The sequence below is a fragment of the Nostoc sp. DedQUE12b genome, assembly GCF_034530835.1.
Taxonomy (GTDB): Bacteria; Cyanobacteriota; Cyanobacteriia; order Cyanobacteriales; family Nostocaceae; genus Nostoc.
This window is the reverse complement of sequence record NZ_JAVRCI010000012.1, coordinates 81264-102579: the sequence shown is the minus strand read 5'-3', so window position 1 is coordinate 102579 and position 21316 is coordinate 81264. Positions and strand designations below refer to the sequence as shown.

Below are 21316 nucleotides of genomic sequence, written 5' to 3'. Positions count from 1 at the left end.
CCACCACTCACCACTATTCTTCTGTTTCCTCGTCGGGAATTACGGCATCAGTATATTCGGTTTCTTCGTAGTCATCGTCATACTCACTACCGTCGTAATCTTCGTAATCATCTTCAACATCCAGCTGACCGTGACGACCTTCATAAATGGCATCTGCCAATTTTCCGACTATCAGCTTAATCGATCTGATAGCATCGTCGTTTGCTGGGATGGGGATATCTACTACATCGGGGTCACAGTTTGTATCCAACATGGACACAATGGGAATATTCAGCTTTTGGCATTCTTGAACTGCGTTGTATTCCCGACGTTGGTCTACGATTACCACGATATCGGGCACTTTCCGCATTGTTTTAATGCCGCCCAAGTATTTCTGAAGCTTCGTCATTTCCCGACGTAGCATTGATGCTTCTTTTTTCGGCAATAAATCTAGTGCGCCAGTTTCTTCACGGCGTTCTAAATCTTTCAGACGGTCAACCCGTGTTTTGATGGTTGCCCAGTTGGTCAACATTCCGCCCAACCAGCGTTGGTTAATGTAGTGTGAACCACAACGGCTAGCTTCTTGGGCAATAATTCCAGCTGCTTGGCGCTTGGTGCCGACGAAAAGAAATTTCTTCCCTTGTTCTGCGTGCGATCGCATGTAGTTGTAAGCATTATCCATCAACTGGGCAGTTTGCACCAAGTCGATAATATGCACGCCATTGCGGGAAGTATAAATGTAAGGAGACATTTTTGGGTTCCAACGCCGGGTCTGATGCCCAAAGTGAACCCCTGACTCCATCATTTGAGCCAATGAAACTACTGGCATATATTTTTCAACTCCGATTCGGGTTAAACCTCCATCCAAGTGTATTTCCCAATCGGGAAACACCCGAATTCTTAGATGTGCGAGATTAGTTAACCATACTAGGTTAGCATATTCCGAAGAGTTGTAGTTGCTTGACCGAATGAGGGCAAGAAAATAGCGCTGCCTACTCAACAATCAAGCAGCACTTAAGTAATGAAAATCTTGCTGTTTTAAAGGTCTACTCGCGGTCTTCTCGATCTTGGGGTTTAGGTTTTTGTCGCCGTTGTTCGATCTGATCGTCGATAGTTTCTCTCATTTTGCGATCGGCAGCGTCCATCGCAGAATACTTAAAGCGGTTGATTATGCCACTGAACAAGTTGCCAAAGAATCTTTCAATTTCTTGCATAATTTTATACCTCACTATTTAAAGGTAAATTTTTATTGATCTTGGACTTTCTAGTGGAAATAGGAAATAAAACGCTAACCTATCCTTGAAGTATCTGTTAATCTCTTAGCGTCTCTGGGTGCTTAAAGGGCTGGCGATTTATTTATCCTTTGATTCAGTTTTACTTGTGAATGACTGTATAAAACAGTCTTCTCAATAAAATCAGTATTGTTGAGACTTACTAGATTGAAACGCGTTAGAGATTCATCTATTGTATTCTGTCTCAGGTAATAAATGTGGCAAAGACACAGGTAACAAATTGTTTACTTGACATTGGGCTGAGATATAACCAAAAACCTGCAAGATAATCTGGAAAGGCTTGATTTTCTGTTGTGAAAAATTCAGACATAGCAAGTTTTCAAACCCAGAGAGGATAAAGTTTTTCAGACCGTCTTGCAGAAAACTACACATAAGGTTTTATGTATGGTCTAAAATACTACTCATTTCTTGCTGATAACGCTTGGGAGTTGTGCGTAGCATTCGTTGAAACACAGATGTCATGTGACTTTGGTTAGCAAATCCTGCTTCTACGGCTACCTGTGCTAGCGATCGCTTTTGGCTTTGTAACAGTTGTTGGGCAAGTTCCAGACGACAATGGAGGACATATTGATAAGGCGACAGTCCAGTTGTGACTTTAAATGCTCGTGCGAAATGGTAGGGACTGAATCCTACCGTAGCAGCAATCTGGTTCAGGTTAAGTTCCTTGGATAGATGCGCTCTGATGTATTCCAAGACAGACTTTAACAAATTTGGGTCTAAAAACTCTGGTGAACGTTTGAGCCGTCCAGATAGGTTTGAACGTCGGTAAATGATTTGTGCCAACACCGCCGTTGCAACTGATTCTAAGTAAAATGCACCACCAGTTTGTCCATTAGAAAAAAACTCTTGTATAGCGATCGCAGCACTCAAACCCCAGTGAGTTTTGGGAATTTGCCCTGGCTGTAATTCAATTCTCTGTCCCTCTGCTTCCACTTTGACTATCCGCTCTAGAAAAGATTGAGAATATCCAAACACCACAAAACAAGAAGCGTCTTCCACCGAAGTATAAGTACTGCCTTGAGGCACAATATCAAAACCTCCTGGTAGCGCTTGATAAGGTTGCAGTCGATCAGCATTGAAAGCCGCAATCCCACGAGTTTCCCCAAAACTTGTGACTATAAGGTTAAGTGGTGAGCGAATATTAACTTCTAAATGTCCTGGCGGAATGATTGCTACCATCAACTCTGGTGTTTCTAACCAGTGTCCCCACTGGGGTAGAGCTTCTAGTGGGGGCTGATCGAGGGGAATTTTACATTCTGGGGGATTGAACAAAAACTCTTTTAGCAGATTCATGGGCAAAGGCAATTAATAGCCAGTTAAATGCAATACCCTATTGTCTCAAAAAGCAAATTTCGATATTCCGCAAGAATTGAAAAGACAGTAACAATTGCAGTCAAGTATTTTCAAAGTTAGGATTTTGATTCGAGTGATTGTCAATGCCTGTTCTGATTCCTATTTCAACCTTTTTTATCGGCTGTCATGGGCTACTTGCTTTGGGTTTATCCTACCGAGTGGCAATGGAACGCACCCGTACTCGGATTTGGCATGGTTCATCTCCACTTGAGGTTGCTTCACAGCCCAATTACCTAGAGCATCCGAATGCTTGGGCAGAGGTTGTGGAAAAAATGACACAACAATCTCTTGTCACGAAAAACATAGAAGACGGAGTGTTACAGCGTACTATCCGAGCGCATGGTAACTTTGCAGAATACGTACCCCTTAGCCTCATATTCCTAATTGCCCTAGAGTGGATGCAAGCTGGCAAGGGACTGTTGTGGATGCTAGGTACTCTATTGACACTAGCTCGGATTGCCCATGCTTGGGGATTAATACAGACTTATGGGCCATCACCGGGCAGGGCGATCGGTTTTTTCGGTACTTGGCTAGTTTATATTGTCGGCAGTCTGGCTTGTCTTTACTACAGCGTGCAGCAATTTTTATAGTCCAGCAACGACACTAACTCAACAATTCTAATGCTTAAAACAATTGATACCGACCTTTGGGTTGCTGAACAACCGCTAAAATATTTTGGCTTGGAAGTAGGGACGAGGATGACCGTGATTCGTCTGACCAGTGGTAAATTAATGGCAATCTCACCTATTGAGATGGATGACGCAACTATTAATGAGCTAAATCAATTGGGGGAAGTGATTTACATTGTCGCCCCCAATTTGTACCATCATCTATTTGTTGCTGACTTCAAGCTGTGTTACCCCGATGCCAAACTATGGGCAGTATCTGGTCTAGAGCATAAACGACCAGATTTGCGAATTGACTATATTATTAGCGATCGCACCATTCACCTAATTGACGGAGTTGAGTATTTATTAATACAAGGATTTAACACATTGGATACTAGCGGATGTTCACCGCTCAATGAATGCGTTTTTTTTCATGTCAAAAGCCGAACTTTGATTGTCACCGATACAATTTTCCATTTTGACGATCAATGTTCACCAAGCACAAGGTTAATAGCCAAACTTCTAGGTGGTTATAACCAACTTCGTCCATCGTTATTGGAGAAATTTGCAACTCAGGATAAAGTCAAAGTCAAATGGTCAATTCAACAACTTCTCACTTGGGATTTTGAACGAGTAATCATGGCGCATGGCAGCATAATGAAACAAAATGGTAAACCTCAGTTTAAAGCAGGTTATGAGTGGTTTTTAGAAATCTCTTTGTAGCAATACTTAACCTATAAGTTAAGTCGGCACGATAAAATCCATGTTTAATTACACCCTGCGTGTTACTGAATAGTATCGGGATCTACATTTAGCGATGGCTGCGCCAACGCCAAGGGCGAACGCAACCTTGCCTTTAACTGCTCTATCTGCAATTCTGCCTGTTCTGCTCGTTAGCGTTCTTGTTCTGCTCGTTGGCGTTCCTGTTCTGCCAGTTCTTCTGCCTGCTGTTTTGCTAAAACTTCCTGCCGTAAAGCCTCTGCCAGTTCATCAGGAATCAGTAATTTTTCCCCCGTATCCTCTCGATAAAACCCAATTAACCTTCCCTCAACTACCAAACGCAGTTGTAACGGTTCACTGCGTCCATCTTGTATGGGTTCGTAGATTTCTCCCCGCAGGCGATAGCCACGTAGCTGTTGTTCCACCCACTCGCCTTTAGGGTCAAATAGCCAGTATTCCTTGACGCCTAGCTGCTCATAAAGGGTCTTTTTGAAGATTTCGTCTTGTCCCTTAGTACCAAAGGATGTCATTTCAAAAATAACTGTCGGTACTTGACCCTCTTCCCAGATTTTATAGTTGTCTCGATCGGCAGGTGCAACATCAAAAATCACCATCACATCTGGAGCTACCCGCAACTTGGGAAAGCCGGTACAGTAACCGTCATGGTTATAAAATCAGTGCTACGAGATTATTGTAGAACAACTCTAGTTCTTCCTAACTTGAGATGTGCAAGCTTTTCAAAATATAACTAGATAACTCACAAAAACCTTCCCCTTCCGCAGCGTTAGTAATATAAGTAGGGTGATATTTCAACTGATTCACATATTCCAGGACATTTGCCACGCCTACAGAAATAGGAAAATAACGCCGATCGAATAAACTTTCATCATTGGGGCTATCACCCACAGTGACAATTTGTTCTGATGAGTACTGGGGCAAATATTCGCGCAATACCTGCAACAATCCCACAGCTTTATCTTGTCCTTGGGGTTTAATGTGACACTGCACGTTGCTATAGGTAAATCCCCAACCCATTTGTTGACAAAGACTGTCTAGGGTTTGTAGTTCGTCTTCCCGCAAACCAGCTACATCAAAAGTCCAGTCGGTGATGCGAAAGCGATTATCAGCAGATTCTTGGATTTGAGAAAATTTAGTTTGTAAATTCTTAAAAGTCGTAGCCAAGTGCTGGCGATGCTGAACTAAATCAGGAATGGGTGTTAGGACTATTGGTTTCTGATTTCCAGGTGGAAAGAACAAACCGCCATTTTCTGCCATCGCACCTGCCACTGGCATCAAACTACTCAATCCACTTACCCACCCAGCAGAACGTCCGGTGACAATTAGCACTTTAATGTCAGCTGCGGCTAAATCCTCTAAAGCTTGCAGCAGTGCGGGAGTAAATTTTCCTCGCCTAGTCAGGGTGCCATCCATATCTGTGGCTATCAGACGAATATTGCTAAAGCTTGTAGATGAAAACTCAGACAGGGCAGGGATGCTCTGGTGTCTGGACATATACGGTTTGTAAAAGGCTGTAAAGAATATTAATCATACAGCAAGATGACCTTGAAGATTTGGGCATCCTAAACATCAGGAGTCAAGTTTTTCAGTTTCCCACCATGTCCACTTCAATGTTTCTTGCCCAATCCTCCGGGAAAAAGACTACTAAAAAGGCATCCCAGGAAGTGCCAGCAAGTAATCCTGAAATACCACCATTATTGTTGGTAACTTCTGGAGGACTGGCTTTAGTGGTGATTGCTTTGATTGTGTTTATTAAACTCCAGAAGGATAAGCTGGATAAAAAACTTAAGTTTGAACAATTCCGCGCGCGAGAACTAGAGAAAAAGTTTAAGCTGGCGCTGGAAACAATTCGCAAAATGGAAACTAATCCCGATTTGGTGAACTCACGGGACTTTAACCTGGATTATCTGCGAATGCGGATGTCAGAGGAGGTGTTTCACTTTGCAATTCTTAATCAAATAAAGATTCAGATCAAAGAAAAAATTTCTCAAGCCCTGCGTCCAAGTCAAGCCCAACAAGGATCGGTTGGAATTGCTAATAGTGCTGGACGGCAAGTAGATGAAATTTTTGATGTCGAGTATGAAACTGGTAGTCCAGGGAATTCTGCTAAACGGGTGCTGTTTCGGATTCAAATCCGGTTAATGAAATTACCGACGCAAGCAACTTCTGCGACTATTAGTCAAATTATTGATTGTATAGAAACTTACCTAAGCCCTATAGAAGACGAAGATAGTTGGCAACCAATAATTCAAGGTCGGATTGCTACCATGCATTGGGATCAAAAGGCTAAACCTACGCCTCTACTAGTACTGGAACAATCGAATGAAGGGGTGAATGTAACTTTTCGTACTAGTCGCCAACCAAATACTCCAACTCCGCCAAAGTCACCTGGAATTAAAAAATCAGGCTCGACTAGACAATAAATTGTGACAACTCTCACCGCTAATTGCAAGCAATGTAGCGGGAGCAACATGATAATGAAATTATTTTCTAAGTCTAGCAACATGCAAATAAAGCTTTGCAACCTTGTTGGATTGCTTGCTGTAATTCTTAGAAGATTTCATCTTAATTTCATTAGATCATTAGAATTAGAAAACTGTTAGATAAGATTTATGCAACTGCTATTTTTAAGGAATGGCTTTTTGGCGTTAACTTTTACTGCGATCGCCTCAGTCGGTGGGTTAATCACAGGTTGTGCTGGTACTGTTTCCCAAAACCAAAGTGAAGTAGCAAATAAAACCGCCACCAATGCTAATGACAAGCAGATGATGAATCACGGTGGTAGCATGAATCACAGTATGGGAATGGATTTAGGTCCAGCCGATGCTAATTTTGATTTACGATTTATCGACGCTATGATACCGCACCATCAAGGGGCTGTGGAAATGGCGAATGTTGCGCAGCAGAAATCAAAACGTCCTGAAATCAAAAAGCTAGCAGACAATATCATCAAATCGCAAAAGCAAGAAATCACTCAGATGAAACAGTGGCGACAAGCTTGGTATCCCAAGGCAGGAGATAAACCAATGGCTTACAACAGTCAAATGGGCCACATGATGGAAATGTCGTCTGACCAAATGAAAGCCATGATGATGAGTCAAGATTTAGGTGCAGCTGATGCTGAGTTTGATCTGCGCTTTATCAATGCGATGATTCCTCACCACGAAGGAGCTGTAACAATGGCGCAAGATGCCTTAAGTAACTCGAAACGCCCTGAAATCAAGAAATTAGCCCAAGAAATTGTTAAAGCCCAAGAGATAGAGATTAAACAAATGCAACAGTGGGGAAAAGCTTGGTATAACAAGTAGTTCGTAATATGGTTTTTGCGGAAATTTTATAAGTATCTGTGTAAATCTGCAAGTAACCAATATGTATTTGCGGTTGGGAATTTTAGGAGCGATGTCTACAATCTGACTTTTTACGGTATCTGGAAAACCTCACTTCTATTTCTCTCTCCTAAAAGGAGGAGCCACTGCGTTGGGCGGCTCTGCCGACTTGAAGCACGTGGCGTTAGAGACTTTGAATTTTCCTCCTTCCCGCGTCGGGAAGGGGGTTATATTAGCTCGCCTAGATCGGCAACCTCTGCCATTACGACATGAATGTTGCTTAAATGATATTGTCAATGACTTAATAGAGGAATTTGCAGCGATCGCCTTTTCTGCCAAAGTAACACTGACATCTGCAATCAGAGTCGAGCAACCTCTAAATATCGTAGGTGATTCTGAGCAACTCTATCGTCTGGTTTCTAATTTAATTATCAATGCAATTCAATATATGCCACAATTTGGAAAGGTAACTGTTGTCTTAGATCGCAGTGAAAATTATGCTGTGATTCAGGTTCAAGATACAGGTATTGGTATTCCACATCAAGAACTGACTCGGATTTTTGATCGCTTTTACCGAGTGAATAGCGATGCCTACGGCGGGCTGCGCCTACGCTCTCGTAAAACTGGCGGTTCTGGATTAGGGTTAGCGATCGCTAAGGCAATTATTCAGGCACACCAAGGTAGTTTAAACGTGCAGAGCCAATTAGGTAAAGGTAGCACTTTTACTATTCAATTACCCTTAGATGTCACACCAATTTCCCAATTTAAATTGCTGTATCGTCGCCAGCCTAAATTTAAATAAAATTTTCTTACCAAACTTTACTCATATTCAAAATAAACCCAGGCAATACCGACTCGCCGCTTACACTAGCAGGATTATTTAAACATTCCTCTGGCAATCCAGGACGATAAATATAAACTTTACGCTGCTTACGGTCAATCAACCAGCCTAATTGTATTCCTGGCTCATTCATATATTCCTCCATTTTTTCCTTCAAAGTCTGGAGGTTGTCGCTAGGAGATTTGAGTTCGATTACAAAATCTGGACAAATGGGTACAAACTTTTCTTGTTGTTTTGGAGACAGAGAATTCCATCTTTCTAGTTTAATCCACGAGGCATCTGGCGATCTGTTTGCACCTGTTGATAGTTTAAATCCAGTACTATAGTCAAAAGTTATACCTGTACTATTTTGTTCCGACCACACCCACAGTTGCCCAAAGATGTTGCCTCCACGGTTGCCTGTTGTCCCACCTGTAGGCGGCATAATTGATATCTCTCCAAATTTATTTCGCTCAATGCGTAAGTCTCGATTCATCTGACAGAAATCAAAAAATTGTTCGTCTGTCATTTGCATTGATGACGGAATTTGCAAAACCAAAGGGGATGAAAACATCAAGATATCCTCCAGGTTCAGATGCCTAGCCAACTGATTATATTCTCACGCAAAAAACAAAGACGCAAAGTTATATCTTTGCGCCTTTGCTTTTTATCCGAAATCATTCTCAGATTTACTTGTTAGGCTGAGGAGTCATCCGCAGATAGGGTTTGATTTCCTCGTAACCTTTGGGGAATTTCTGTTTGAGTACTTCTGGATCTTTCAGTGAGGGGACAATTACAACATCCTCTCCATCTTTCCAGTCAGCTGGTGTCGCCACGCTGTAATTATCAGTCAATTGCAGAGAATCAATTACCCGCAAAAGTTCATCAAAGTTACGTCCTGTGCTGGGGGGATAGGTGAAACTTAGGCGGAGTTTCTTATTGGGGTCAATCACGAAGACTGATCGCACTGTCACAGACGCATTAGCATTGGGGTGGATCATGTCGTAAAGCTCAGAAACTTTGCGATCTGCATCCGCCAAAATTGGGTAGTTGAGGCTGGTGCTTTGAGTTTCTTCAATGTCTCCCACCCAGCCTTTGTGAGATTCTACGTCATCAACGCTGAGTGCGATCGCTTTGACATTGCGCTTGTCAAATTCTGGTTTGAGCTTGGCAACTGTGCCGAGTTCTGTTGTACAAACAGGTGTAAAATCAGCAGGGTGAGAGAACAGCACAACCCAGCTGTCACCCGCCCATTGGTAAAAATCGATGTCGCCGTGTGTTGAGGCTTGCGTAAAGTTGGGTACTGTGTCACCTAGACGGAGAGCCATGAGAGATTCCCTGTAGTTAGAAAAGCATATATATTTTAGTATGCTATGCCATCATGACATAAAACCCCGATTCCCCAATCGGACTTTAGCAGTTTGAAACAAAATTTTAAGTTGTCAACACTCTCAGATAAGGGATTAAAAGGAGGTAAAAACTATTGACTAAAGTACACTTATATGCTTTCACTTATTATTTTCCCTACAGGTTTTTCTTTACATAGAGAATTGCAAATATCAGGGCAATATCCGACTAGAAGCCATTGCACATTCAGGATTATTGAGTTGCCACATTTCCACATTATTGCAGAATTAGGACAAACTTTTTCGCATATATGCAATATTGTGAAAAGCTTATAAGTTATTACAAATCGAATTTTTATAAAGCAAGTAGTGAGAATAAAAATTACAAATATGCTTATTATTTTTGAAGTTTGAATTAATGATGATATTAATCTTTTTGGTAATTGGTGTTATCCTCAGCACAACTGCGAGTTTTGTTTTTAGAATTCCCTGGTTGATGCCGATTTTAGGTGCTGCTGTTCCCTATCCGATTTTCTTTTTACAGGTGCGTCGTCAACAATATAAAAGTGCTTTTTGGTGGATGTTATTGTGGGGAGTTTTGCAGAGTATTGCTGTAATTGTAGCAACAGCGATTGCACCAGAAACAGCAGCAAAAGTTATCCACCGTGGACAGTCATACACTACTGAGATGTTGCACTGGATTCGCACGGGAGAAGGGATGGAAGGTTCACTGGGTTTATTTTTACCAAACCATTTATTGCACTACGGAATTTTTTGTATTCTCTGCGTTGTTACCTTAAGTAGCATGGCATTGATATTCGGCACTTGGATGCTGAACTACATGAATTTTTATGTTGCAGAATTAGTAAAAGTTAGTGCTAAACCCTGGCTAGCAGCTATTTTAGGGTGGTATCCGTGGTCAATTTTGCGGATAATCGGCTTTATTGCCACTGGTGTAGCTTTAGCTGCTTTAGGATTAAATTTGGTAACTCGCATCAGAGGCGAAGTTCCTAAATCTCCTTTTCCAAAAACTTATATGTTGATTGGAATTGGTTTTGTGATTGCGGATATCGTTGTGAAAGCGGTTCTAGCACCTATTTGGCAAAAACTGCTTTTATCTGCGTTGGGTTAAATTCATTTGTTGTCCAGAATTTTTTGGTAGGCTTTGATTGTTTGCTTTGCGATCGCATCCCAGCTAAAATTTTCTAAGGCATATTTTTGGGCGTTTAATCCCCGTCGTTGGCGTTCTGCGGGATTTTGCAAAGCTTCTTGCAGTAACTCTACCAGTGCTTGCACATCTGTTGCACCTACCCAACCCGACTCACTATCACGTATCTGTTGACAAATATGCACTTGATCAGAAATTACTACGGGTACACCTGCAACCATCGCTTCAGCTACAGCAATCCCAAAATTTTCGTAGTAAGAAGGCAAGACAAATAAATCAGCCGCTTGTAGTAAACTAACTTTGAGTTCACCAGTGACAAAGCCAGTAATTGTAGTGTGCGATCGCAATGGTGAATTTTGAATTTGGGATATTATCTTTTGTTCGTAATCTGGTTCTTGCGGATTAGTACCAGCTAAGACAAAATGAAAGTTATAACCAACCGTTAACAGCTTCTCTAGCGCTGGAATCAACAAATTTAACCCTTTTTTCGGGTCAATTCGTGACATAAACAGCACCAACGGTACATCCTTTGGTATTTCTAACTGACTATATACACTTTTAACAGAAGATTGACGAGGAATCACACCCAAGGGAATCACCAAATCTGGTGTAGATACTCCAAATCGTTCTGATATTTTAGCTTCTTGGTCGCTGGTAAAATGAATTGCAGCCGCACTAGCTAAATTTTGACGTTCTATAATTGCCACATAAAGCTGTTTTAATTGCTTTTTCTTTTGTAAATCAGCCGGATCGAGAGTACCCAAAGGACGGAAAATATAAGGTAGCTTTTGCTGACGACACACAAGAGCAGCAGCACTAATTATTGGCGAGAATAGAGCATGAATATGTGCTATGTCAAACTCATGAGCGTGACGTTTTAGCCAGTTTAATAAATCTAGGGAAAATTTATAGCGACGAAACGGCGCACAACGAAAGTAAATTATTTCATAGCCATCTTGTTTAATTGGGCGATTTAAAGGAACATCCAGAGGTGTTTGACCATTATCGCCATTACTATCAGTTGTGAGAATTGTAACTTCTACTCCTTCTTTTACTAACGCCGGAGCTAATCCTAGTACCATTTGACTAGGGCCGCCGTAAATTAGGGAAATTGAGGGAACAATTTGTAATATTTTCATTTTTTGTCATTTGTCATTTGTCATTTGTCCTTTGTTATTCACTAATGACTAACTCTTTATAAAATTCTAATTGCTGTTTAGCTAAAGCTTTATTTGTATATTGAATCATTGCTTTTTGATAACCCATTTCACCGAGAGTATGAGCAAAATCTGGTTTATCCATTAATTGAACTAAGCAATTAGCAAGAGCTTGAACATCACCTTCAGGAAATACTAATCCAGCATTGCCAATTACATAGGGAATTTCCCCGGAATCAGAACCAATCACAGGAACTTGGCAAGCCATTGCTTCAATTAGCACATGACCAAATTGCTCTTTCCAGCCAGCAGAAGTTAAAGTTTTAAACTTGTAAGTTGTTTCTGAAGGTAATACTAAAGTACTCATTAAATTGATATAGTTTGCAACCTGATCATGGGGAACACTTTCTATCAAAATTAATCGTTCTTTAATATTGTTTTCTGTTGCAATTTTCATTAATTCACTTTGCAACTCTCCCCGTCCCAATAACAGTAGTTTCCAATGTTTGTTTTTCAAAGTAGCTAAGGCTTGCAAAAGCGTTAGCAAACCCTTTTCTTGCACAAAGCGCCCTACAAAACCTACTACAAAATCCTCTTTTTCAATACCCAACTTAGCTGCTAACTCTGGTTGAGCTTTGGGAGTAAATAAACTTTCATCTACACCCAATTGTGGCATGACTTTAATTGCACCTGTATATCCCCGTTGCCGCAAAATCTCTGCTCCATCTTGATTTCCAGAAATAATACCGTGGCTGTGGTTGAGGTTATATTTTTCTAATAAAGAAATTGGCAGTTTCAGTTCATAAGGAAGATTCCACCAGGTAAAAAATACATTTTTTGCCTTGAGTCCTAATAGCTGATTTAAGGCAATCATTTGAGTATAAGCCAAGGCTCTAGAACCTTGTTCAACTTGGATGATTTGCGGGCGAAATTGTTTTAATAAAGATATCAAATCAGCACCAAAGGTAAGGAGTCCCTGATGATTTTGACTAAAATTAGAAACTGGAACTATTCTAAATCTGCCTTCATCTCGGTATTCAGTTTCAATAATTCTGTTTTGTACACCGCCTGGTTTCCAGCGCTTTGGAACTACAACTGTAACTTCAATGTTAGGTTCTAGTTGAGATAAAGCGCGTAATTTCTCACAGTTGAGGTCTACGATATAAGTGTGACTAGCAACTAAGATTTTCATCTATCCTTTGTTATTCACTAATGACTAATGACCAATGACAAATGACTAATAACTAAACTTGTTTATCCAATCGACTATAAATTTGACCATCGTTCCATAGTGATTCAATGACAGTACCCAAGGCTTTGAAAAAACCCAAAGTGTAGAAAATAGCCCGAGTGGCAATTTTGATGGGGGAACCGCTTTTGTGACAAGGTGGACGTCCGAGAACGTGACAGTCAAATAAACGACCATATAAGCGCAAAGCTTGAGTCGCAGTCAGGTTTTTAAGTCCCAGTAAAAAATGATTGTGGTAAAAGGTGAGTTGATATTTTAGCGATCGCATACTAATATCGTGACAACCCCCTGTTTCTTCGCCTAAATGCACCAAATGGGCCTCTGGGTCGTACCAAATCTTATACCCTGTTTGTCTCACCCGCAAACAAAAGTCTGACTCTTCGCGTACTGCACTACCGCGAAACCTTTCATCAAACCTCAATCCATACTTAGTAAAGATTTCGCGGCGAAATGACATATTGCAACCCCTCGCTGTCAGCACTTGTTGGGGTTTGATGGTATGTACCAAATCAATATGATACCAAGCAATTCCTGGATCCATAGCTTCGGGAGGCAGATATTCAATTTGTAAATCTCCTCCAGAATCACCTAATTTCATTCTGTCAAAGACCCGACCAGCTACAGCCCCCACCTCTGGATTTTGCACATAATTTTTCGCATGGGCTGCTAACAATCCAGGGGTTAACTGAACATCATCATCAATAAACAATATTATTTCACCAGATGACCGCCGGACAGCATAATTTCGCGCCCCTGGCAAACTTGCCCAATCTAAGCGCAACCATTTAATTTTACCAGCCTCCGCCATCTCTTCTAGATAGGCTTGAATTTCTGGTTGGTGTTTTGCGGTTTGGTCGACAACTAAAACTTCAAAATTTGGATAGTCCTGTTTTAAGACATCCACAATGCTATCGCGTAGCGCTTCCTCTCGTCCGTAGGTCGGGATAACTACAGTAACTAATGACCAATTATTCATAAATTTTATTAAGTAATTTTACTGCCTCTATAATAGCCTTGTAGAAATTAATTTTCATGAAATTCAGTAAGTGGCTATTGCTTTAATTTACATACTGTATTTTCACGGATTCTGGAAAACCTCACTTTCATTCCTCTCTCTGACTACGAAATTGCTTACTCATCAATAAGTATCATCGAAAAATAAGTGTATGGCGAGAATTTTGAGGTAGGTTTTAAATACTGAGGTATTTTTGACTTTCAATCATACTTTTTGGCCATTTTTATTTCATTTAAATTGTTTTTAGACGTTTTTTCTTGTTTTTTTGCTCAGGGTTGGCATCTTCTTTATCTTGTTTCTCCAGTTCTGGTAATTTAAAAAGAACTCCCGCAAAAAACCAATAATAGGCAGCAACAGGATCGACATCCAGAGGATAGTAGTAAGTGTTGGTGCTAATAAACAATATAAACACCCACAAAGCTGCTCCGGAACTACGGAAATTACGGTTCTTTATGGAGCGATAGGTTTTAAAGCCCAAAATTGTTAAACTTGTTACCAAACTCAGAAACGCTAGTAATCCAAAAATTCCCACTTCATAAAGTACTTTGGGGTAGTAGGTTTCCACAAGCTTAGTTTGACCCATCACACGGGCAGAGTTGGTTGCTCGTCCTAAGCCGCTTCCCAATGGCCCGTCTACATTTTTCCAATTTTCTTCAAATTGCTGGATGATAAAATCTTGAGGTGGTGAAGCGTTCCAACGACTGACAAAACTCTCGGTTCTCTCTTGTACGACAGCAGGGTTAGTCACCATCGCAATTCCCAGAATGAAGGCAAGTCCCACGCCTATGGGGATAAATCGTTTCAGGTTGCCAAGTTGTCCGGTAAGCAATAGCAAAATTCCGAAGCAGATTGGTACTAAAGCTAAGGCGATTCTCTGTCCAGAGATTACAGCATTGATAAAGACTCCCGCTATAGAACCTAAACCGATGAGCCGCCATATTGGCGAGGGATCGGTGAAACCGGTGGCAAAGGTAAAAAAGGTGCTAGAAATTAAGAACCAAGCCCATTGCCAAGGAGCTACAAATGTCCCTGGTAGGCGAATAATCCCTTCTTCGGGACTATACACTAGTGCTCCACCAAAATAACATCGGGCTTCGAGTGTTGCTCTAAATAAGGCATCTCCTTCAAGACCTCTAGTGCCTTGACATACACCAGTTAGTAGTAAAAAGTATTGAATAAATCCTAGCCCGCAGCAAATCAGTGTGAGGACAATCTGGAGGCGCAATAAAAATAGAAAATCCCGCTTATCGCGAATTAGATAGTAGGCACAACCAATCAGAGGGACATAGCCTAAAAATACTTTTAGTCCCAGAATTCCCATACCTAATGGTATTTCTTGGGGTGCTTTTTCTAATAGTCCGACACTCTGCGGGTTAAATTGCTGTCCACCATTGACAAACAACAGTGTTAGCAGACTGCAAGCGAAAACAATATAAAGTGGGGTTTTAATGCCTTTGGGAATAATTATAGGTAGCCCCTGTTTACGGCAAGTTTGCCAAAGTCCAATTAGCGCTGGAACGTAAAAGGCATCTTTAGCCAATTGGAGTATAGGACTATTGCCCAAGTAGTAGGTGATAGTACCTCCCACAGGTATGTAAATGATGAAGGCATATAGGGCTTGGCGCGGATATTTGTAGGAAAGGGAGATGACTATTATCCCTAACACGCCAGGGACTGCTGCTTTAATTCCAGCTACAAAAAAAAGTAGAATGCCAACAAAGACACCGCCAAAAATGGCGGTGGTGAGTAAGCTAGTGAGTTCTTGACGTACTTGGGCAGATTTGCGCTTTTGGGCTAACTGTTCTTTGAGGCTAAGGGTAGAAGTTTCCTTTTTAGCCTGCTTTTTCGATTTTTTAGATTGCTGAGATTTTGATTTAAATTTTGGCATAGTGGCACTGTAGCCTATCAACCTCGCAAAATACTCCATTATATAGGACTAATATTTGATTTTAAAATACACGTAGGGGCTAGTGCGGTGCGGAGTTCCCGACGCTCGAATACTCGCTCTCAGCGTTGGCAGCCTCTGGTAGAGAATTCATACCGTTGGCGTTCGCATAGCGTATTGCAGACAAGCCTACTCTTTGGCGTTAACGTCTTTACAGGAGAAAAGAAGGCTTGACGCTGCACTATCCGTTGTAGCAACTGGCGTTGTGTTAAAGCAGAAACTACGGCACAATTTCAAGCTTTTGGTGCGTTACACTCCGCTAACACACCATATAAGACCATTCATTAGATTTTTTCAAAAACAATTTACAATTCTGATAGTTGATAAATCTCTTTGGATTGCTGTAGATTGTATAATCCAAATTCGTCTCTCAATGATTGATTTAATAATTTACGATTAAAAATGCTAAATCTTAATCTTTTTGAATTCTCAAAAAGATTTTCTCCTGTTGCCAAAATATAAACCGCACCTGGAAATGGTAATGATTTAATGGATTTTCCTTTGTTCTTTAAAATATCTCTAACTTTAGCGTGGTCTATATAATATCTATAGTATCCGTAGCCACGATTATATTCTGCGCTTTCTGGCAAATTATTTAAATCATATCGAATAATATTACAAGTCCCGCACATTTTATAAAAATTGCTTCTCTTGATATAGATGTAATTATTGCCTTCTTGATATTTATAACCTTTATTTATAAACCATCCATTAGAATCAGGGTGTTGTTGAACAAATTTCGCTAACTTTTGACTCACACAATCGTCAGCATCAACTGTCATAGTGTGAGTGGGATAAAGTTGACGAGCATACATCAATCCTTTTAAGATTTTACGCCCTTTGTCTGTGTCTCCTTTAGCTACAGGGGTAGGCTCGTTTGGAGGGGGAAAATCAACTTTAATGTATGTAATATGAGGATGAGTAAATTCTATTTTGGGCTTTTCGTGACAAACAACAATAACGTGAAAGTTTGGTGAGCTTTGATTGCAAACTGATTTAATACATCTTTCAAATAATTGTGTAACACGCTCCCAGGAATTGGAAACTTGTGCACTTTTGAGTGGGATAACAAAAACAAGCACTGTATTTTATGTATTTTATCAGAACAAACAGCTAGGAATCTCGAAGCAAATAATAACACGTTCAGACTGACGCTAAGACTAAATGTCAGTAGATCGAAAAGTTTTGTAAGTTGACGAAATAATCAGGGTTTCAGACGAGGTTTTTATGTTGACGATCGCGATGTCTACGATGGTAACAGAGCGACTGGTGAGCGGAGTCGAACTATGTCGAAGTGCGAGCTGCGCCTACGCCTGTACTGGATTCTTAAACCACCAACAACGCTCGTTCCTTGAAAAGCTGACTCTAACAGGATTGCGGCAAATTGTGTTCTTAAACTCTAATTAACGGCTGGTAAGGGTTCTGGAAAACTTTTCGGTCTACTGACAGTAACAAAGGCTAATTACCCGATTTCAGGCAATTCGAGTTACTTGCTGATTCACGCGAGGACGGCCAAAGCGTTCCCAAGCACTCCCTCCTCGCAAAAATAGCTCTAAAAAGCGCAATGGTTCCCCTGAATCGCCTCTTGACCAACCGGAACTACCAGGAGCAAAGGCTAAAGTTCCTTCAGATACCTTGAAACTGCCATCAGAATACACTGCATCGCTGACCATATCTCCAATTCGGATCGCGATCTTGGTTTGAGGCTCCAAGTTAACTGTATGGGCCCCAATAGTTGTTTTAATATTGCCGTAGCCATCAACCCAGGCAATGCGATCTGGTGGAACATCTGGGATTTGCTCACTTTTGAGGCTATCTCCCAGAAGGCTAAAATCTTCATTCATAATCGCAGCCGCAGCCGGAGGAAATACATCCCGTGAGCGAAACTGCGAACCACCACGAGAAACGTTGATCGCTCGCAACTCCTTTGTATGGTCTTTGATAAAGGAGAGGGTATAGCCTGCATTCACACCCACGACTTTTACACCATTGGATAGAAGGGCATAAGTTAATCCTTCACCTTCATTATCTCGACGGGCTTCAGGATCATCCTGACGAGGCGCACAGTTGTGATAAATTAGGCGATCGCTAGGGCCAGGGTTGAGTCCGAGTTGGGCAATCCAGAATCCCGTTGCCAAGGTACTGAATGCTGGAACCGAAAGCAAATGAATTTGGGCATGGGGAAAAGTCATCAGCAGACGTTGTGTGACTTCAGTAAATGCCGGATCTCCTGTACCGTAGTCTGCAATGACGCAGATAAACATTCTGCTCCTCCTTTTGATGGGGTAATTTGTAATCAACCTAATTCATAATTAGTAATTATGAATTATTTCGTCATTATCTGATTACAGGGTGAAAGAAAAAAACGAGTGTTCATTTCACTCCTAATTAATAACGTTAAAGTCTTAATCAATGCAATGAAAACAATCACTTCACTTTTTAGCGAAGAACGCAACCAACTCCAGATAGATATTGATAACACAATCGGGATTGAGCAAATAGTTAAACTAGTTCAAAACCGACTCGATAATCTCGAAAGAATTTACATTGAAAAGCTTAATTTGGCTCAAGTTCGTCTGGCTTCCTTTTTCCTCGATATGCTGCGGCAGTCCATCGCCACTCTGGCTGCGGCTAACTATCTTCAAGTTGCTCCAACAGAACAAAGGCAAATTACTAACTCAGGGACAAAGTTTTTTTCCAGTAGATTAATCCTAAAACTGCTAAAGGGACTAATTTATATAGGCATCTTAGGTTCGTTGTTCTCCTTGACTAAAGCTACCCCAGGTGCTTGGATGGCTATCTTATTAACTTTTCTACTTATAGGACTAGAAATTGTACTGCAACTCGAATTAAACAACCAGCAAAATAATTCTATATCTGAAGGAGTATTGGAATTACCTCAACCGATTCTCCGGGTTGATAGCAAAGTATTTCTAGATCATCTTGGCGATGCTCTCAACACTATCGACCTAGCAGTAGCTAGATTAGAAGAATCAAATAAACATGAAGGCGACTTAGCAATAGAAGAACTGCCAGAGGTATTGAATTTTCTCCAAAGACTAATGGGCGCATCCAAACTTGATAAACCCCAAATGGCTTATGAACTGGCGAAACTTCTGCCACAGATTTTAATGTCTCAGGGAATTAACGCTCAAATTTACCGATCGAATAGCGATCGCGAGTATTTTGACTTTGAGCCAAGTATCGACCCCGATACCAAAGAACACGTGACTCTAACGCCGGCTTTGTTAAAAGGCGATCGCTTGATTAGACGCGGTAGGGTAATTGAACCAGCATATTCCTCTGCTAGAGAATAATAGACAATAAGGGTATGGAAATTTTAGAAACAATCGGTTTTGATTTGGGACACGGTGAAACAGCTGTAGCTAAAGCGATCGTGGAAAGCATCGACCCCCCCCAAATGCTGGAGATTAATAACAAGAAGAACCAAATTACAGCCCTTGGCTGGCATCCTAAACTCGGTTATCTTGTCGGCGAACAAGCATTAATTCAAGCTGGCGTTACTCAACTGACAATCTCTTTCAAGCAAAAACCCAACAACGATCCCAAATATCGAGAAACAATTAGCACTTTTGTAGCAACGTACTACCGCCTTTTGAAAGAAACTAAACAACTTGCAGGTGGGGAAAGTAGCTATTTTTACATTGGTTGCCCTTCAGGATGGACAATTAGCGATCGCACCGAATACCAAAAGCTACTTCAAGAAGCTGGCATTCCCCAATTAAATGTTGTGCCTGAATCGCGGGCTGCTTTCATGCAAGCCAAGGAAGCCGGTAAGTTGGAGTATGACAAACTTCTGGCATCGGTGCTAATTGTCGATATTGGTTCTTCAACCACAGATTTTACTCTGGTTAAAAGTTTAGAAGAAATCCCGATAGATTTCGGGAGTAATACTTTAGGTGCATCCCTAATTGACAAAGCTATTTTTGCCCGGACTCTCGCCAACCACGAACAAAAAGCATTACTCGAAAAAGTATTTCAGGAATATCCCCATCACCAAGCTCGTTGTGAACTTGCTTGCCGCAAAGCTAAAGAAGATTACTTTTCAAATGAACAGCTATACAGCGATCCTGAATCCTTTGCGCGTGGCTTCGAGTCGATCAACGAACAGATTTATTTTATTCCCCAAGTGAATAAATTGATGATGGAGGAAATTTTAAATCAACCCTTACCTGAACTGGAAAATCGTAGTTGGATTAAATCATTTTGCAACTCTTTAAAAGAGGCGAAAGAAAAGCTGGAAAAACTTGGAATCGTGCCGAAACTTGTGCTGATGACTGGCGGTGCATCTCGCATGAAGTTCACGCACGTTCTTTGTCAGGAAATGTTTCCCGAACCAGAAACGCTGCTTCGCCCCGATCCAGAACCGGAACGGTGCATTGCACTAGGTTTAGCACGAGTAGGACGATGGGATTTGCGTGCTGCTGCTTTTAAGCAAGAAGTCAACAAACTATTTACCTCGAACCAGCTTAAAGGTTTGATTGAAAGGCATATCCCAGAGTTAATCGAATCACTAACTAAGCCTTTGGCAGATGGCTTGATTGTCAACGCAGTTAAACCAAGTTTAAAAGATTGGCAAAAAAACAAAATACGGACTTTAGCAGATTTGGAAACAGCTTTGATCGGTCGGGCAGAACAGTGGCTCAAAAGCGAACGCGCTGTGCAAATAATTAATCATCAATGCGCTTCTTGGTTTAGCAATAAAATCCAACCCGATTTAGCCGCACAAACCGATCCAATCTGTCGAAAGTTCCAGATACCTAGAAGCAGCTTAAGGTTCCAAGATAGTATTGACCCAACTTTTGTTAACCCAGAATTACAAATTGGAGATGCTATCTTGGCTGAAACAGTAGCGTTTATCGTCAATGTAGTAATTGGTGGAGGCGCTGTGGCTAGCATTATCACTCTCATACTAACTGGGCATTTAACCTGGCCGATTGCATTAGTATATGGGGCTTCGGTGATGGCGGCAGGAATGGAGCTAAATCGTAAGAGTGTTCAAGAAGTAATTAAGACAAATGTAGATGTACCTAGTTGGATTCGTTCTAGTTTTTTGAGTGACAAAAAAATTGAGGATATATGTGAGCAAATAAAACCTGAGTTAGAGAAAGTTCTTCAAGAACAATTGACAGCCAATCAAGAGGCTTTTGATAAACTGATTGTCAAAGTTGAGCAAGGACTTCAAAACAGCCTTTCCAGTAAAGTTCAATCTTGCATAATTCTGATCCAATAGCGGTAGTTAGTGAGCTATAAGAATAACATTATTCTAAATTTTCTGCTTATCAGTGAATTAAATATG

20 protein-coding genes and 2 pseudogenes are annotated in these 21316 nt (G+C 41.0%); 8 read left to right on the top strand and 14 right to left on the bottom strand.

What is annotated here, in order from left to right:
• Window positions 1-13: 13 nt before the first annotated feature.
• The 4 genes from rpsB to RMY16_RS08960 form a co-directional block, all read right to left on the bottom strand.
• Window positions 14-808, bottom strand: a complete 795-nt coding sequence (rpsB, locus tag RMY16_RS08975) for a 30S ribosomal protein S2 (RefSeq protein ID WP_190913288.1) — start codon at window positions 806-808, stop codon at window positions 14-16.
• Between the two features lie 217 nt (window positions 809-1025).
• Window positions 1026-1193, bottom strand: a complete 168-nt coding sequence (locus RMY16_RS08970; protein ID WP_180277428.1) for a hypothetical protein — start codon at window positions 1191-1193, stop codon at window positions 1026-1028.
• Window positions 1194-1455: 262 nt separating this feature from the next.
• Window positions 1456-1581, bottom strand: coding sequence for a hypothetical protein (locus tag RMY16_RS08965; RefSeq protein WP_322736085.1), 126 nt, complete (start codon window positions 1579-1581; stop codon window positions 1456-1458).
• Window positions 1582-1649: 68 nt separating this feature from the next.
• Window positions 1650-2564 (bottom strand): AraC family transcriptional regulator, encoded by a 915-nt coding sequence (locus tag RMY16_RS08960; RefSeq protein ID WP_322736084.1) that lies wholly within the window; start codon window positions 2562-2564, stop codon window positions 1650-1652.
• Between the two features lie 143 nt (window positions 2565-2707).
• Here RMY16_RS08960 and RMY16_RS08955 point away from each other — a divergent pair, with 143 nt between their 5' ends.
• Window positions 2708-3214: an MAPEG family protein gene (locus tag RMY16_RS08955; protein ID WP_322736083.1), complete on the top strand. Its 507-nt coding sequence runs from the start codon at window positions 2708-2710 to the stop codon at window positions 3212-3214.
• Window positions 3215-3244: 30 nt separating this feature from the next.
• On the top strand, window positions 3245-3955 hold the full coding sequence (locus tag RMY16_RS08950) for a DUF4336 domain-containing protein (RefSeq protein ID WP_322736082.1): 711 nt from the start codon (window positions 3245-3247) through the stop codon (window positions 3953-3955).
• Between the two features lie 62 nt (window positions 3956-4017).
• On the opposite strand, the pseudogene RMY16_RS08945 reads toward RMY16_RS08950, so the two are convergent.
• A pseudogene (locus RMY16_RS08945) lies at window positions 4018-4608 on the bottom strand (Uma2 family endonuclease); the annotation flags it as partial.
• A 58-nt stretch (window positions 4609-4666) separates the two neighbouring features.
• On the bottom strand, window positions 4667-5464 hold the full coding sequence (locus RMY16_RS08940) for an HAD family hydrolase (protein WP_322667490.1): 798 nt from the start codon (window positions 5462-5464) through the stop codon (window positions 4667-4669).
• Window positions 5465-5568: 104 nt separating this feature from the next.
• On the opposite strand from RMY16_RS08940, the gene RMY16_RS08935 reads away from it, so the two are divergent.
• The 3 genes and pseudogenes from RMY16_RS08935 to RMY16_RS08925 form a co-directional block, all read left to right on the top strand.
• Window positions 5569-6393 carry a hypothetical protein gene (locus RMY16_RS08935; protein WP_322736081.1) on the top strand — a complete coding sequence of 275 codons (825 nt, stop codon included), beginning with the start codon at window positions 5569-5571 and terminating at the stop codon, window positions 6391-6393.
• 189 nt (window positions 6394-6582) lie between these two features.
• Window positions 6583-7278 (top strand): DUF305 domain-containing protein, encoded by a 696-nt coding sequence (locus RMY16_RS08930; protein WP_322736080.1) that lies wholly within the window; start codon window positions 6583-6585, stop codon window positions 7276-7278.
• Between the two features lie 244 nt (window positions 7279-7522).
• A pseudogene (locus RMY16_RS08925) lies at window positions 7523-8098 on the top strand (sensor histidine kinase); the annotation flags it as partial.
• A gap of 7 nt (window positions 8099-8105) precedes the next feature.
• Here RMY16_RS08925 and RMY16_RS08920 read toward each other — a convergent pair.
• Window positions 8106-8690 carry a Uma2 family endonuclease gene (locus RMY16_RS08920; RefSeq protein WP_322736079.1) on the bottom strand — a complete coding sequence of 195 codons (585 nt, stop codon included), beginning with the start codon at window positions 8688-8690 and terminating at the stop codon, window positions 8106-8108.
• A gap of 115 nt (window positions 8691-8805) precedes the next feature.
• Window positions 8806-9444 carry a peroxiredoxin gene (locus RMY16_RS08915; RefSeq protein WP_322736078.1) on the bottom strand — a complete coding sequence of 213 codons (639 nt, stop codon included), beginning with the start codon at window positions 9442-9444 and terminating at the stop codon, window positions 8806-8808.
• Between the two features lie 436 nt (window positions 9445-9880).
• Here RMY16_RS08915 and RMY16_RS08910 point away from each other — a divergent pair, with 436 nt between their 5' ends.
• Window positions 9881-10594 (top strand): hypothetical protein, encoded by a 714-nt coding sequence (locus RMY16_RS08910; protein WP_322736077.1) that lies wholly within the window; start codon window positions 9881-9883, stop codon window positions 10592-10594.
• Window positions 10595-10596: 2 nt separating this feature from the next.
• Here the strand turns inward: RMY16_RS08910 and hpsP are convergent, their stop codons facing one another.
• The 6 genes from hpsP to RMY16_RS08880 form a co-directional block, all read right to left on the bottom strand.
• Window positions 10597-11769, bottom strand: a complete 1173-nt coding sequence (gene hpsP / locus RMY16_RS08905) for a hormogonium polysaccharide biosynthesis glycosyltransferase HpsP (protein WP_322736076.1) — start codon at window positions 11767-11769, stop codon at window positions 10597-10599.
• Window positions 11770-11803: 34 nt separating this feature from the next.
• On the bottom strand, window positions 11804-12979 hold the full coding sequence (gene hpsO, locus RMY16_RS08900) for a hormogonium polysaccharide biosynthesis glycosyltransferase HpsO (protein WP_322736075.1): 1176 nt from the start codon (window positions 12977-12979) through the stop codon (window positions 11804-11806).
• Window positions 12980-13031: 52 nt separating this feature from the next.
• Window positions 13032-14012 (bottom strand): hormogonium polysaccharide biosynthesis glycosyltransferase HpsN, encoded by a 981-nt coding sequence (gene hpsN, locus RMY16_RS08895; RefSeq protein WP_322736074.1) that lies wholly within the window; start codon window positions 14010-14012, stop codon window positions 13032-13034.
• A gap of 271 nt (window positions 14013-14283) precedes the next feature.
• Window positions 14284-15939, bottom strand: a complete 1656-nt coding sequence (hpsL, locus tag RMY16_RS08890) for a hormogonium polysaccharide biosynthesis protein HpsL (protein ID WP_322736073.1) — start codon at window positions 15937-15939, stop codon at window positions 14284-14286.
• 362 nt (window positions 15940-16301) lie between these two features.
• Entirely contained in the window at window positions 16302-17078 is a 777-nt protein-coding gene (locus tag RMY16_RS08885) for a glycosyltransferase family A protein (protein ID WP_322736072.1), read from the bottom strand.
• 390 nt (window positions 17079-17468) lie between these two features.
• A complete protein-coding gene (locus RMY16_RS08880) occupies window positions 17469-18260 on the bottom strand; it encodes a hypothetical protein (protein ID WP_322736071.1) in 792 nt (263 codons plus the stop codon).
• A gap of 153 nt (window positions 18261-18413) precedes the next feature.
• Between RMY16_RS08880 and RMY16_RS08875 the strand changes: the two genes are divergently transcribed.
• Window positions 18414-19313, top strand: coding sequence for a hypothetical protein (locus RMY16_RS08875; RefSeq protein ID WP_322736070.1), 900 nt, complete (start codon window positions 18414-18416; stop codon window positions 19311-19313).
• A 14-nt stretch (window positions 19314-19327) separates the two neighbouring features.
• Complete coding sequence (locus RMY16_RS08870) at window positions 19328-21250, top strand: Hsp70 family protein (protein WP_322736069.1); 1923 nt, start codon at window positions 19328-19330, stop codon at window positions 21248-21250.
• The last annotated feature ends 66 nt before the right edge of the window (window positions 21251-21316 follow it).